The sequence below is a fragment of the Streptomyces sp. NPDC085932 genome, from assembly GCF_044540525.1.
GTDB lineage: Bacteria > Actinomycetota > Actinomycetes > Streptomycetales > Streptomycetaceae > Streptomyces > Streptomyces levis.
Genome location: NZ_JBITSJ010000001.1, coordinates 1,277,536 through 1,289,944 on the forward strand (window position 1 = coordinate 1,277,536; position 12,409 = coordinate 1,289,944).

The 12,409-nt window shown below is 74.7% G+C and carries 14 protein-coding genes; 6 read left to right on the top strand and 8 right to left on the bottom strand.

Annotation, left to right across the window (positions count from 1 at the left end; all coding sequences use genetic code 11):
• Positions 1–286 precede the first annotated feature (286 nt).
• The 3 genes from ACIGAQ_RS05235 (at position 287) to ACIGAQ_RS05245 (ending at position 3,814) form a co-directional block, all read left to right on the top strand.
• Complete coding sequence (locus ACIGAQ_RS05235) at positions 287–1,231, top strand: hypothetical protein (RefSeq protein ID WP_399779271.1); 945 nt, start codon at positions 287–289, stop codon at positions 1,229–1,231.
• Positions 1,232–1,496: 265 nt separating this feature from the next.
• Positions 1,497–2,270 (top strand): serine/threonine protein kinase, encoded by a 774-nt coding sequence (locus ACIGAQ_RS05240; RefSeq protein WP_311684448.1) that lies wholly within the window; start codon positions 1,497–1,499, stop codon positions 2,268–2,270.
• Positions 2,267–3,814 carry a protein kinase gene (locus ACIGAQ_RS05245; RefSeq protein ID WP_399779274.1) on the top strand — a complete coding sequence of 516 codons (1,548 nt, stop codon included), beginning with the start codon at positions 2,267–2,269 and terminating at the stop codon, positions 3,812–3,814. The genes ACIGAQ_RS05240 and ACIGAQ_RS05245 overlap by 4 nt, the downstream gene beginning before the upstream one ends.
• A 72-nt stretch (positions 3,815–3,886) precedes the next feature.
• On the opposite strand, the gene ACIGAQ_RS05250 is transcribed toward ACIGAQ_RS05245, so the two are convergent.
• Complete coding sequence (locus tag ACIGAQ_RS05250; protein WP_399779275.1) at positions 3,887–5,062, bottom strand: hypothetical protein; 1,176 nt, start codon at positions 5,060–5,062, stop codon at positions 3,887–3,889.
• Between the two features lie 275 nt (positions 5,063–5,337).
• Here ACIGAQ_RS05250 and ACIGAQ_RS05255 point away from each other — a divergent pair, with 275 nt between their 5' ends.
• Positions 5,338–5,787, top strand: coding sequence for a hypothetical protein (locus tag ACIGAQ_RS05255; RefSeq protein WP_399779277.1), 450 nt, complete (start codon positions 5,338–5,340; stop codon positions 5,785–5,787).
• A 93-nt stretch (positions 5,788–5,880) separates the two neighbouring features.
• Here ACIGAQ_RS05255 and ACIGAQ_RS05260 read toward each other — a convergent pair whose 3' ends face one another.
• Together ACIGAQ_RS05260 and ACIGAQ_RS05265 are read right to left on the bottom strand one after the other, a co-directional pair.
• Complete coding sequence (locus ACIGAQ_RS05260) at positions 5,881–6,255, bottom strand: peptidase M23 (protein WP_311684455.1); 375 nt, start codon at positions 6,253–6,255, stop codon at positions 5,881–5,883.
• A 76-nt stretch (positions 6,256–6,331) separates the two neighbouring features.
• On the bottom strand, positions 6,332–6,706 hold the full coding sequence (locus ACIGAQ_RS05265; RefSeq protein WP_399779280.1) for an SH3 domain-containing protein: 375 nt from the start codon (positions 6,704–6,706) through the stop codon (positions 6,332–6,334).
• A 288-nt stretch (positions 6,707–6,994) separates the two neighbouring features.
• On the opposite strand from ACIGAQ_RS05265, the gene ACIGAQ_RS05270 reads away from it, so the two are divergent.
• Positions 6,995–7,423 (top strand): VOC family protein, encoded by a 429-nt coding sequence (locus ACIGAQ_RS05270; RefSeq protein WP_311684460.1) that lies wholly within the window; start codon positions 6,995–6,997, stop codon positions 7,421–7,423.
• A gap of 43 nt (positions 7,424–7,466) precedes the next feature.
• Here the strand turns inward: ACIGAQ_RS05270 and ACIGAQ_RS05275 are convergent, their stop codons facing one another.
• The 5 genes from ACIGAQ_RS05275 to ACIGAQ_RS05295 form a co-directional block, all read right to left on the bottom strand.
• Positions 7,467–8,723, bottom strand: a complete 1,257-nt coding sequence (locus tag ACIGAQ_RS05275; RefSeq protein ID WP_399779282.1) for an MFS transporter — start codon at positions 8,721–8,723, stop codon at positions 7,467–7,469.
• 144 nt (positions 8,724–8,867) lie between these two features.
• A complete protein-coding gene (locus tag ACIGAQ_RS05280) occupies positions 8,868–9,320 on the bottom strand; it encodes a YbhB/YbcL family Raf kinase inhibitor-like protein (RefSeq protein ID WP_362284838.1) in 453 nt (150 codons plus the stop codon).
• A gap of 91 nt (positions 9,321–9,411) precedes the next feature.
• Positions 9,412–9,867, bottom strand: coding sequence for an archease (locus ACIGAQ_RS05285; protein ID WP_311684466.1), 456 nt, complete (start codon positions 9,865–9,867; stop codon positions 9,412–9,414).
• A gap of 57 nt (positions 9,868–9,924) precedes the next feature.
• Positions 9,925–10,527 carry a DJ-1/PfpI family protein gene (locus ACIGAQ_RS05290; protein WP_399779285.1) on the bottom strand — a complete coding sequence of 201 codons (603 nt, stop codon included), beginning with the start codon at positions 10,525–10,527 and terminating at the stop codon, positions 9,925–9,927.
• Positions 10,524–11,519, bottom strand: a complete 996-nt coding sequence (locus ACIGAQ_RS05295) for a DJ-1/PfpI family protein (RefSeq protein WP_311684470.1) — start codon at positions 11,517–11,519, stop codon at positions 10,524–10,526. Before ACIGAQ_RS05295 ends, ACIGAQ_RS05290 begins: the two co-directional genes overlap by 4 nt.
• Before the next feature lie 117 nt (positions 11,520–11,636).
• On the opposite strand from ACIGAQ_RS05295, the gene ACIGAQ_RS05300 reads away from it, so the two are divergent.
• On the top strand, positions 11,637–12,293 hold the full coding sequence (locus tag ACIGAQ_RS05300) for an alpha/beta family hydrolase (RefSeq protein WP_311684472.1): 657 nt from the start codon (positions 11,637–11,639) through the stop codon (positions 12,291–12,293).
• Positions 12,294–12,409 lie beyond the last annotated feature (116 nt).

The following is a 12,409-nucleotide window of genomic DNA, read 5'->3' on the forward strand; positions in this document are numbered from 1 at the left end:
CGGAGGCGCAAAGGGTTGTGTGCCATCTCCCGGTGAAAACAAGTCAGTTGATGTGCGCGCGGCGCGAGCGCCGTCGCCGGGTGCCCGAGGATGCCCACATGCCCGCCGTGCTACTCACCGGTCACCCGCACCACACGGGAGATCCAGAGGATCTGCGCAGGGGTGACACACAGGCTGCACACGGACCGTTCAAAGTCTCGTTAGCGTTACGGCTCGATCCCACGTGCGAACGTGACCAGGCCGCGGCCGGCGAGCCGCCGGAACAGCCAGATCGGGAAGACCACACATGGACTACTGCTCCTCGTGCCGTCGGCACCTCAACGGCGCCTTGGTCTGCCCGGGGTGCGGCGCCTACGCCCCGGACATCGACCCGACCGCCGGCGACGGCCGCACCGGCCGGGCCCCCGCGACCAACACGGCCGCGGGCGGAACGGCCGGCCAGGCGCACCCGGCCGTCGGCGGCACGTGGCACGACTCGACCGTGTGGGACGGGAACCCGGCAGGCCCGTGGGACCTCCCGGGCGCCGAGGGCGACCGCCGACAGGCCGCCGGGGCCGGCCCGGACGACGGCAGTGACGTCCCGGACACCGAACTGCCCGACGGCTACGCCGCCCGCCCGCAGGGGCGGGCCGCCCGGCGGCGCCAGATGGCCCGCTGGAAGAAGAACCAGCGCCGGGCCGTCGTCGCCACCGCCGTCGCGCTCGTCGGCGGCGGCCTGACCGTCGCCGCGGTGAACGGCAACGCCACGCCCGGCGTGCAGGCGGCCACCACGCCGGAGGACACCCCCATGGGCGGCGCCACGGGGGAGGCGCCCGCGTACAGCGAACCGACGGCCGACCAGAACGCCACCCCGCGCTCCTCGGCCACCGCCCCGCCGCACACCGACCGCGCCTCGCGCCACCAGCAGTCCCGGGCCGCCGATCCCCGCACCACGCCGGTGCGGACCCGGACGGACGCGGCCGCGTCGCCGCGTGAACTGCCGCTGACGACACCGCCGCGCCGGACCACCGTCCCGGGCGCCGCCGACACGGCCACCGGTTCCCCGGGCTCCTCCGGCTCCTCCGGATCGGGCGCCACCGAGCCGGCGGCGCCACCGGCCGGCGGCGCTGACGCCCAGCAGCCGGCACCCCCGGCGAGCGACCCGCCCGCGACGAGCCCCGCCTCACCCGCGACACCGCCGTCCGACCCGGATTCCAAGGAGCTGTGCCTCCTCGTCATCTGCCTGGGCTGAGCCCGCGGCGGGAGCCGGCGCCGACGTCCCGGTGGGCCCCGCGCCTGTGCCCGCATGACGAGACCGATTCTCAACTCGCTGTACACGGAAGCGAGTTGAGGGAAACCGGGGAAATCACCCGGTCGGCCGGGGCGCGCGTTCGTGCGCGCCGCGCGGTGTCCGGAACCGGCGGTCCGAACCGGGCCGCGCCGCCTGCGCGGGAAGCGGAATACGCCCGTACAATCCTCGCGACCAAATCGGGGGCGTCATCAGCGGGGGAGTCCGCGTGGAAACCATCATCGTGCAGTTGCCCGGTCCGTCGCAGTGGGGCGAGGACGAAGCGGGCAGTCCCGAACTGATCCACCTCGGGCCGGGGGACGTCGCGGACTTCGGCCGCGGCGGGACCGGGGTGCGCATCGTCCTGACCGACCCCGGCATCTCGCGCCGGGCCGGGCAACTGGAAGCGGCCGGGGACTACTGGCGGCTGTCCAACTTCAGCCGCAGTGTGTCGTACGTCGTGGAGAACCTGGAGGGCGCCGGCGAGTACCTCACCGTCGCGCCGGGGCGGCTCGGGGCGCCCGTGCCCTTCGAGTTCTCCCGCGTGGTGCTCCCGGCGCTGTCCGGCACCGCCACGTTCAAGGTGTTCGCGCCCCAGCACGCCTACCTCGGCGAGAACTCGGTGCCCGGGGGCGGCGAACAGACCGTCCACCCCTTCGCCCTGGACCCCACCTCGAAGTACTTCCTCGTCCTGGTGGCCCTGTGCGAACCCCGGCTGCGCGATCCCTCCGACTCGGCGCTGCCCGGCGTCGGGCAGATCGTGGAGCGGCTGCGGCCGCTGGAGTCCTGCCGGGACCTGACCCGCTCCGCCGTCAACTACCACATCGACTACCTCGCCTTCGCCAAGCTCCGCCTCGACCTCGGCGAGGACACCGCGACCGGTGCCAAGCGCACCCGGCTCGCCTCCGTCGCCCTGCGCTTCGGGCTGGTCCGCGAAGAGCACCTCGCCCTGCTGCCGCCGCGCAACGCCGGCCGCCTCACTCCCCAGGAGGCCGGGGCGTGACCTCCGGACGCGACACCCACGAGGACGACCTGGCGGCGCCCCGGCCACGCCTGCCGGAGGGCTTCCGCATCGAGGGCTGGGAAGTGGGCGCGGTCATCGGCTCCGGCGGCTGGGGAACCGTCCACGAGGCCCGTACGGTCGCCGACGGCACGCCCGTCGCGGTGAAGGTGCTGCCGACCGGTTCGCTGGGCCCCGGGCAGCGTGCCGCGCTCGGCGAACTCGTCGCCCGCGAGGTCCGCTTCAGCGCCGAGGCCGACCACCCGCACCTCGTCCGCACCCACGCCGTGTGCACCGTGGAGGCACCGGACCTGCCCGCCCTGGACGGGGCGATCGCGCTCGTCATGGACCGGGCCGAGTCCAGCCTCAAGGACGTCCTCGACACCGCCGCCACGGGCGCGCCGATCGACGGGGCCGCACGGGTCCTGCGCGGCGTCGCCGCCGGGCTCGCCCACATGCACGCCGCCGGGTGGGTGCACGGCGACCTCAAGCCCGCCAACGTCCTGCTGGGCGAGGACGGGCAGGTGTGGCTGGCGGACTTCGGGCTGGCCGCCGAACTCGACGGCACGCACGCGCATCTGCCGCCCCTCGGCACGCTGGACCACCTGCCGCCCGAGTGGTGGTCCCAGCGCACCGGCACCGAGGGCGCCGTCGTCCGGCCCACCGCCGACATCTGGGCCTTCGGCGTGCTCGCCCACCAGGTCCTCACCGGCGGCCTCCACCCCTTCCCGGGCGCCACGGCCCGGGCCCGCTCGCTCGCCGCCCAGAGCTATGCCCGCGGCACCGCGCCCCTGCGGCTGGACGCAGGTCTCGACGAGGACCTGCGGCGGCTGATCGCCGACTGCCTGGCACCCGACCACACGGCCCGCCTGCCGCACACGGCCCGCAGCGTGGCCGACCGGGTCGAGGCGATCACCGGGGAACCGGCGCGCCGCCGTAGACGGCTGGTGCCGGCCGTCGCCGCCGGGCTCGTCGTCGTGACCGCCGCCGCGCTCGCCGGGGTCGCCCTGTTCGGCGCGGACGACGAGGACCGCGACCGCGGCACACCGACCCCCACGAAGACCGCCACCGGCAGCCTTCCGCCCGGGGAGATACCCGAGGACTCCGACGTGCCCGCGGCGCTGCGCCCCGTCATCACGGGGGCCGCGCACCGCTGCACCGACGAGGAGATCACCCCGGCCCTGCTCGCCGCGATGATCAAGGCCGAGAGCAACTTCGACCCCAAGGCCTCCCGCCCGGAGAGCGACGAGTACGGCATCGCCATGTGGACGCCGGGCGTGTTCAACGCCTGGGCGGTGGACGGGGACGAGGACGGCGACAAGGACCACTTGTCGCCGCCGGACGCGATCTCCACCATGAGCAGCTACGTGTGCTGGCTGGACCAGCGCTTCAAGGAGGAGGGGCTGCCGAAGAAGGACCTGCCCGCACTGGTCGCGGCCGGCTACCGCACCAGCGACCGCACGGTCATCGAGGAGGGCGGCGTGCCCGAGCGGGTCCGGCCGCACGTCGACAAGGTGCTCCGCTACCTCGCGGACTACCAGCGCTGAGCCGCACGCACGCGAGCGGGAGGCGGAGCCTCGGCCCCGCCCCCCGCTCGTCCCCCGTTCCCGTCGCGGGTGCTAGGACACGCACTCCGGGACGTTCGGCAGCCGGTTGTCCGGCGAGCTGATGTAGATGTTGGAGATGTAGCCCTTGTACTGGGGCAGGTAGGCCCACCACTCGTTGGTGTACGGCGGCACGCTGACCACCTGGCCGCGGACCTGGCAGCCCACCAGCACCTCCACCCCGGCCGGCAGCTGGGTGATCCGGTCGCCACCGGTGGACGGGCCCTTGCGGACGTTCACGAACTCGCCCCAGGTGCCGAACCACGTCCCGGAGGGCCGCACCCCGCCCGGCACGTTCAGCGAGCGGGTCAGCCGCCCTATGTCGGTGTACGCCTTCCCGTACGAGGTGCCGACCGGGTGCGTGGTCAGCACGGCCACGATCGTCCGGTCGTCCGCTCCCACCGTTCCGGTGCTGTGCAGGGCGGGACGGGTGAGGTCCACGTCCGCCGCGGCGCGCGGGGCGGTCTCACCGGCCGTCCTCGCGAGGGTGCCCGCCGCGCCCTGCGGGCCGCAGGTGCCCTCCGCGAACTTCCCGGACCAGCCCTGCTTCACCGCCAACGGGCGGTCGAACGCCCCGGCGATGCCGAAGTGCTGGTCGAACTTGTCGGAGGCGCAGCGCGTGGAGGCCCGCAGGTTGTCCATGATGAAGGTGCGCACGGGTGCGGGCGCCTTCTCCAGGACGTACCGGTAGATCGTCACCGTGTCCCGGGCCGAGGTGGCGGTGTAGCCCCAGTAGCCCGGGTAGCCGGCGGGCGGACCCTCGGTGTCGCGCAGACCGAGCCGCTCGGCGGAGGCCATGCGGTCGATGATCGCCGAGCCGCCGTACGTCAGCCAGTAGTGGTCCGCCGCGTCGTCGTAGCTGCTGCGCAGCATCGGCTCCAGCAGGGCCCGGTCGGCCGCGGGGATGTCGTAGTCGGGCCCGCGGTCCCAGAGGAAGTCCAGGGCCAGCAGCAGCTTCACGACCGAGGCGGACCGGAACTGCGCGCTGTCGTTGACCTGTTCGGTGAACGTGCCGGTGCGGCGGTCGTAGACGGCGACGCCGGCCGTGACGCCCGGCGGGATCTGGGCGGCGGCCGCCCGGGCGGTGCCCCCGGCCTCGTCCGGCCGTGGCTGTGCCGCCGCCCCGCTCGTGAGCGACGCGACCGTGACGACGGCCGCGAGTGCGGCGGCGCCGCGCAGGAGCATGCGCATGGTTGCCCTTCCTGGTCTGCCGGTGGTCTGCCGGTGGCCCGTGCGGAAACGCCGGCCCCGTGGCCGACACAGTAGGGGCCCGCGCGTGCGGACGGTCCTGACGGATGTCAGGGGCCCCGCACCCCGGGCGACCTGCGGCGTCCACCCTGATAGGTGTCAGGTGCCACCGACGGGCCGACGGGCCGTACGTTCTCCGGGGCGAGCGACGGCCGGCCGGGCAACCGGCCGTCCCCGCATCACCGGACCCACCCACCGATCCACACGAAAGAGGGCTGATGAGCCGCCGATTCCTCAGGACCATGCTGGCCGCAGGGGGCGCTGCCGCGGTGATGGCGCTCCTGCCGACCTCCGCGCAGGCCGCTTCCCACTCGGGCGGCAACTACGGGGCCTACGGGAACGAGGGGCAGTACCCCACCACCACCTACTGCTCGGGCACGTTCCGGCAGGTCGGGCCCACCAAGTACGCCGAGGGCATGGCCCTGAAGTACTTCTACTCCGACAAGTGCGGCTCGTTCGCCCGGATCGAGAACTCCCGGGCCGGCTGTGCCGCCGTCCTCCAGCGCTCCAACGACGGCGTGGGACGCGTCGACGGCTGGGTCTCCGAGACCGTCGACCCCGGCATCAACTACGCCTACACGATGATGGGCAACAACCTGCACGGCCGCATCTCCAAGGCCGTGCTCTCCTGCGACGGCCACGACCTGACCGAGACCGGCTGGTACTGAGCGGCACGCACGCCGAAGGGACGGACCGGCACTCCGGTCCGCCCCTTCGGGCTGCCCGTCCACCGGCCTCGGGCCGGTGGACGGAACGGTGCGTCAGCAGTCCGGGACGCCGGCGATCTTCTCGCCGCCCCGGATGTACAGGTTGTTCACCCAGGCGACGTCGCTGCCCGAGAACTCCATGACGGCGGTCCACCAGTTGTTGGTGCCGACCGCCGGGTCGTGCACGGTCTGGCCCTGCGTCTGGCACACGGCGTCCGCCCACCACTGCGAACGCTGGGCGAGACGCGGCGAGTCGGTCGTGGGCTGCTGACGCAGGTTCACGTCGGTGGCCCAGATGTAGACGTCCGTCAGCGTCGGGTCGCCGCCGTTGGCGACGGCCGGGGCCGCCTGGGCGGACGTGGCGAGACCGCCGACGGCGAGCGCGGTCGCGGCGAGGCCGAGGGCGGTGCAGCTGATCAGTCGCTTCATGTGTCTGTCCCCCGTAGGACTAGGAGTTGACGGTGTGGGCGGTGCGTGCCGCGCGGCCGGACGTGGTCATGTCCGGTCAGCAGCTCGCCGTGGGCGGCAGGTTGCCGTACTCGTTGCCCTTGAGGTAGACGGCGCTGACGTAGCCCTCCAGGAGCTTCACCCAGACGTCGTTGGAGTAGCCGTTGTCGTTGATGCGCTCGCCGCGGGTCCAGCAGTAGGCGCCGAGCGGCTGGCCCGCCGGAACGGTGGTGATGATGCCGTAGCCGGTGCCCGGGCCCCGGCGGACGTTGACGGCTTCGTAGGGCACGACCGCGTACGGCGCGGCCAGGACGCGGGCACCGCCCTGCTCGCCGGCGGTGGCCGCGGTGGCGGTCCCCGCGGTGAGCGGTCCGAGCAGGGCGAGCGCCCCGGCGCCGACGAGCGCTGCCTTGGCGAAGAGACGAGTGGACATGTCGAGATCCCCCTGGTGGTTGGCCGACGTCCAGAACTGTAGGGAGACCCGGGACGACGCGGTCCTGACAATTGTCAGGACCGCCCGGGACTCCAGGGGGCTGCCGGTCGCGCGGGAGCGCCCGGGACCCGAGGGTCCGGGGGCGCGCCGGGGCCGTGGCGATACGGCCGAAAACCGCTCGACGGCCGCGCCCGCCCTTGCCTACGATCCACGGCGCGGCATCGCGTGCCGGTCACCGGCCGGGTGAGGCATGGAGGCGCCGTGGAGATGCCCGTGGAGGCATTGACCGTGTCAGTCGAGTTCAATCACACCATCGTCCTGTCCCGTGACCGGGAGAAGTCCGCGCACTTCCTCGCGAGGATCCTCGGACTGGAGGTCGGGGCACCGGCCGGAGTGTTCCTGCCGGTGACGACCGCCAACGGCGTCACGCTGGACTTCCTCACCATCGACGCCGACGTCCCCATGCAGCACTACGCGTTCCTCGTCTCCGAGGACGAGTTCGACGAGGCGCTCGCCCGTCTCGTCGAGGCCCGGATCCCCATCCAGGCCGACCCGCACGGCAACCACCCGCGCCGGATCAACCGCAACGACGGCGGCCGGGGCGTCTACTTCCTCGACCCGGCCGGCCACGGCCTGGAGATCATCACCCGCCCCTACGGCGCCGATCCGGCCTCCCCCCTGAACGGGGTCACGGAGGACGTGGCCGGGGCCGTCTGACCCGGCGTCAGAGTCGCGAGCCGTACGGCGGCCGAACGGCCGTTCAGCCGCCGTACGGCTCCGGCGCCCGGGGCGCGGACCGCGCACCGGTGTCGGCGGCGAGGTCCCGGCGGGGCAGCAGCAGCGGGGTGGCGAGGAGGAGCAACCCCGCGAGCGCCAGGGCCGTACGCGGGCCGGTGAGGCCGGCCAGCACGCCCCACAGGGCCGTCACGACCGCGGTCGTGGCCTTGCCGGTGGCCGACCAGGCGGACAGGGTGCGGGTGACCCGGTCCGCCGGGGTCCGCTCCAGCCGGAGAGTGGCCAGCACCGGGTTGAACACACCGCAACAGGTGATCAGCCCGAACTCGGCCAGCATCACCAGCGCCAGCCCGGACGCGCCGGGACCGGTGAGGGCCAGGGCCGGCGGCCAGCAGGCGCGCAGGGTTCCCGCGACGCGCAGCACCCGGTGCACTCCGTACCGCGCGACGAGCCGCGGGGCCAGCCGGGCCCCGAGCAGGCCGCCGGCGCAGGGAAGCGCGAACGCGAGGGCGTACTGCCAGGGGGCGAAGTGCAGGTCGCCGACCATCAGGACCAGCAGGGGCGGCGTGCCCGCCATGACCAGGGCGTTGAACAGCAGCGTGTTGAGGAACAGCGGGCGCAGTCCCGGATCGGCCAGGATGTGACGCCAGCCCGCGGCCAGGCCACCGGCGTCCGGCCGCGCCACCGGCCGCCCCGGGCGTTTCCCGGCGCCGCCGATCGCCCGGAGCCCGGCCGCCGAGAGCAGGTAGCTCACCGCGTCGGCCACCACCGTCGTCACCGGGCCGAGCAGCCCGATCGCCGCCCCGCCCAGCGGCGGCCCGACCATGGCCGCCGTCCAGGACGTCGCCTCGAACCGCCCGTTCGCCACCAGCAGGTCCCGCCCCGGCACGAGCTCCTTCAGGAAGGCCCCGGCCGCCGCGTTGAACGTGATGTCGGCCGCCGCGACGGCCACCGACACCAGCAGCAGCTGCCCGAAGCCCAGCCGCCCGAGGGCGAACGCCACCGGGACGCTGAGCAGCACCGCACAGCGGACCAGGTCCGTAGTGATCATCACCGGCCGTTTGCGGCGGACCTCCACCCACGGCCCGAGCGGCACCGACGCCAGTGCGCCGACCGCCGGTCCCACCGCCGCCAGCAGCGCCACCTGCGCGGGGCCGGCGTCCAGCACCAGGACGGCGATCAGCGCGAACGCGTCGAACGCGAGCCACGTCCCGGCCGTGCTGACCGCGTACGCCCCCCACAGCCACCCGAAAGGCCGCCCCAGCGACCGCCCGCGCGCCATCCGCCGCCCGCCCTCCCCGCTCCCGTGGACAACCCCGCGTTGACCGGGAGCCATCCAAACCGGGAGCGGACCTGCGGAGCAAACAACCGCGCGGCACCCGCGCCACAACTCCTGGTTGTGGTGCCGGGCTGTGGGGCCGAGGGATCAGCGCTGATAGAGGCCCACCAGCGTCCCGTCCGCGAGCCGCCGCTTCTCGACCTCCTCGTGCACCTGGTCCGCGCGGGGCGCGCCCGGCAGGACGCACGGCTCGGACAGGGCGTACAGCCGGAAGAAGTAGTGGTGGGCGTCGTCACCGGGCGGGGGATGCGGACCGCCCCAGCCCGGCTGCCCGTAGCCGTTGACGAGCTCCGTGCCGCCCGGTGGGCAGTGCCCGGCCTCGACGCCGTCGCTGTGCGGGTCGATGCCGACCACGACCCAGTGCGTGAACGTGCCCGAGGGGGCGTCGGGATCCTCGCAGAGCAGCACCAGTTCGGCCGCGTCGTCCGGTACGCCGCTCCAGGTCAGCGGCGGAGAGACGTTGGGTCCCTCGTACGCGTACCGGCGCGCGATGAAGGAGTGGTCGTTGAACGCGTCACTGCGCAGTTCGATGCCGGTCATGCGGCCCGGGGTACCCCCACCGCACCGGCCGGACACCCGGCCCACGGCTGTTTCCTGCACGGCGGGCTGCCGCCGCACCGCGGGCGGTGGCTCAGGCGTCGACCCGCACCGCGCACGACCAGCCGTACGGATCGGGTCCGATCCGCAGTTCCTCCCACGCCACCGCCCTCGGGACCGCCCCGGTGATCTCGACGTCCTCGACAGCGGTGACCGCGAGCCGGACGTCGAGGCCGCCGTCGGCCTCGTCCGCCTCCACGTCGACGGGCACCTGGCCGTAGGCCTCCAGCCGGAAGATGACCTCGTCCAGCAGCGCGGCGAGCAGGTCGTCGTCGCTGGCCGCGCCCAGCCGCACCCGGTCCACGGCCGTGGGCCGCACCCCGGAGAGGTCCGCGAAGCACTCCACCATCGCCAGGACGGCTTCCGCCAGACAGTGCTCCCGGCACGCCGCCCAGGCCTCGATCCGGATGTCGCCCGGGTGCGGCACCGCCCGGTGCCCGCTGTCGCCCGGCTGCCGTCCCTGCCCGCCGTCTCCCGTGTCACCGCCCATGAACATCGCCTGCCCGAAGGTCGCGATCCCATGCGGCGCCCGGTCGCGGCCGGTGCGTCAGAGAGGTTCGTCCGCCAGGTAGGGCGGGGCCGGGTCGTACTGGATGGAGCGGCGCACCGCCCGCGCGTGGTCCCGGCCGTGCAGCCGGCCGACCAGCCACAGGGCGCTGTCGATACCGGCCGAGACGCCCTGGCTGGTGACCAGGCCGCCGTCGACCACGTAGCGGGCGTCGCGGACCACCGTCACGTCGCCGCGCGCCTGAAGGGCGTCCTCGTGGCTGCGGTGGGTCGCCACCCGGCGCCCGCGGGCCGGCCCCGCCGCATGAAGCAGGAACGTGCCGGTGCACACCCCGTGCACCCATGCGGACCGACGGGCGGTCTCCGCGATCCAGCCGGTCACCACCGGGTTGTGCACCTGTGTCTCCCGGGCGCCCCGGCCGCCCGGCACGTGCAGCACGTTTAGCGGCGGATGGTCGTCCAGCGTGTGGTCGGGCAGCACGCGCAGGCCCTTGTTGCAGCGCACGGGGCCCGGGTGCTCGGCGAGGAGCACCGCCCGGTCGGCCCCCTCGCGCAGCCGCGCGGAGACGGTGAAGACCTCCCAGGGGCCGACGAAGTCCAGCTCCTCGGCTTCCTCGAAGACCAGCAGGCCGTAGGTCGTCATACGGATCGTCCTTCTTCCGGGAGGGGAGGGGCGCCGGTGGGCGCCACCGTGGAGCGGAACCGGGCGCGGTAGTCCGACGGCGCGACACCGAGCCGGCGGTGGAAGGTGCGGCGGAGGGTCTCGGCGGTCGCGAAGCCGCAGCCCCGGGCGATCGCCTCCACCGGTTCGTCCCCCTCCGTCAGGGCGCGCCGGGCCGCCTCGACGCGCACCCGCTCGACGTACGCGGCGGGCGGCACGCCCAGCTCGGCGGTGAACCGGCGCTGGAGGTGGCGCGGACTCAGCCCGGCGCGCGCGGCGAGCCCGGCGATGTCGTGCCGGGCACCCGGGTCGGCGTGGATCGCGGCCACGGCGGCCCGTACCGGGTCGGTCGCGGGCTGCCGCGACCACAGCGCCACGCTGAACTGCGACTGGCCGCCCGGCCGGCGCAGGAACAGCACCAGCCGGCGCGCCACCGCGTGCGCGACGTCCCGGCCCAGGTCGTCCTCCACCAGCGCGAGCGCCAGGTCCATCCCGGCGGTCACCCCGGCCGACGTCCACACCGGCCCGTCCCGGAGGAAGATCGGGTCGCAGTCCACCCGCACCCCGGGGTGCTCCCGGGCCAGCTGCTCCGCGCGGGCCCAGTGCGTGGTGACCCGGCGTCCCTCCAGCAGCCCCGCGGCCGCCAGCAGGAACACGCCGCTGCACACCGAGGCGACCCGTCGGGCACCGGCCGCCGCGGCAGCGACCCAGGCGACCAGTGCCTCGTCCCGGCGGGCGTGGTCCACGCCCCGGCCGCCGACCACGACGAGCGTGTCCATCCCGGCCGGATCGAGGTCCGTCACGCCGTGCGCCGCGTGCACGAGCAGCCCGCTCGCCGACGGCACCGGCCCCGCCCGCGGCGCGACGACCTGGCAGGCGTAGCCGCCCGCCCCGTCGAACACCTCGTGCGGGCCGGTGAGATCGAGCGGCTGGAAACCGTCGAAGACGACGAAGACGACACGGCGATCACTCACCCCTCCACGCTCCACCGGCCCGCAGCGCGGCGTCAACGACGGGCACCCCACACATCGCGCCATGGGACGTCCGCCGCGGCGTGGGTACCACGGGACCCGGGGGAGAGGAGGCTCCCGATGAACTCCGAGACGGTCACCGTGCCCGCCGGGGGCGCGGCCCTCACCGGCGATCTGACCGTGCCGCCGGCCGCCCGCGCGGTGGTGCTGTTCGCGCACGGCAGCGGCAGCTCCCGGCACAGTCCCCGCAACCGCGAGGTCGCCGCCGGCCTGCGCACCGCCCGGCTCGGCACCCTGCTCATCGACCTGCTCACCGAGGAGGAGGACCGGCAGGACGCGCGCACCGCCGAACTCCGTTTCGACATCGCGCTGCTGGGCCGCCGGCTGGTCGCCGCCGTCGACGAGCTGGCCCGGTGGCCCGGCACCCGCGGCCTGCCCGTGGTCCTGTTCGGGGCCAGCACCGGCGCGGGCGCGGCCCTGGTCGCCGCCGCCGAACGGCCCGACCGGGTGCAGGCGGTGGTCTCCCGCGGCGGGCGGCCCGACCTGGCGGGCGAGGCCCTGGCCGCCGTGCGTGCCCCGGTGCTGCTGATCGTGGGCGGCCAGGACCGGCACGTGCTGCGGCTCAACGAGGAGGCGGCCCGCCGGCTGCACGTCCCGCACACGCTTCACGTGGTGCCCGGCGCGACCCACCTGTTCGAGGAGCCCGGCGCACTGGACCAGGTCACTGAGACGGTCCGGCGGTGGTGCGTCGAACAGCTGCGGACCACGACGGGCTGACGGCGGGCCGGCCCCGGCGGGAGTCGCGGCGCGCGCATCGTCCGGCGGCCGCCGGGGTACGCGGGAGCCGGACCGGCCGGGGGAACCTCTCCGTGCGGGAAGCGGAGGTGACCGTC

What these genes read in the sequence shown, in the direction of transcription:
- ACIGAQ_RS05235 (WP_399779271.1), top strand. Translation starts at nt 287, where the DNA reads ATGGACTACTGCTCCTCGTGCCGTCGGCACCTCAACGGCGCCTTGGTC.
- ACIGAQ_RS05250 (WP_399779275.1), bottom strand. Translation starts at nt 5,062, where the DNA reads ATGCGCATGCTCCTGCGCGGCGCCGCCGCACTCGCGGCCGTCGTCACG.
- ACIGAQ_RS05255 (WP_399779277.1), top strand. Translation starts at nt 5,338, where the DNA reads ATGAGCCGCCGATTCCTCAGGACCATGCTGGCCGCAGGGGGCGCTGCC.
- ACIGAQ_RS05260 (WP_311684455.1), bottom strand. Translation starts at nt 6,255, where the DNA reads ATGAAGCGACTGATCAGCTGCACCGCCCTCGGCCTCGCCGCGACCGCG.
- ACIGAQ_RS05265 (WP_399779280.1), bottom strand. Translation starts at nt 6,706, where the DNA reads ATGTCCACTCGTCTCTTCGCCAAGGCAGCGCTCGTCGGCGCCGGGGCG.
- ACIGAQ_RS05275 (WP_399779282.1), bottom strand. Translation starts at nt 8,723, where the DNA reads ATGGCGCGCGGGCGGTCGCTGGGGCGGCCTTTCGGGTGGCTGTGGGGG.
- ACIGAQ_RS05280 (WP_362284838.1), bottom strand. Translation starts at nt 9,320, where the DNA reads ATGACCGGCATCGAACTGCGCAGTGACGCGTTCAACGACCACTCCTTC.
- ACIGAQ_RS05285 (WP_311684466.1), bottom strand. Translation starts at nt 9,867, where the DNA reads ATGGGCGGTGACACGGGAGACGGCGGGCAGGGACGGCAGCCGGGCGAC.
- ACIGAQ_RS05290 (WP_399779285.1), bottom strand. Translation starts at nt 10,527, where the DNA reads ATGACGACCTACGGCCTGCTGGTCTTCGAGGAAGCCGAGGAGCTGGAC.
- ACIGAQ_RS05300 (WP_311684472.1), top strand. Translation starts at nt 11,637, where the DNA reads ATGAACTCCGAGACGGTCACCGTGCCCGCCGGGGGCGCGGCCCTCACC.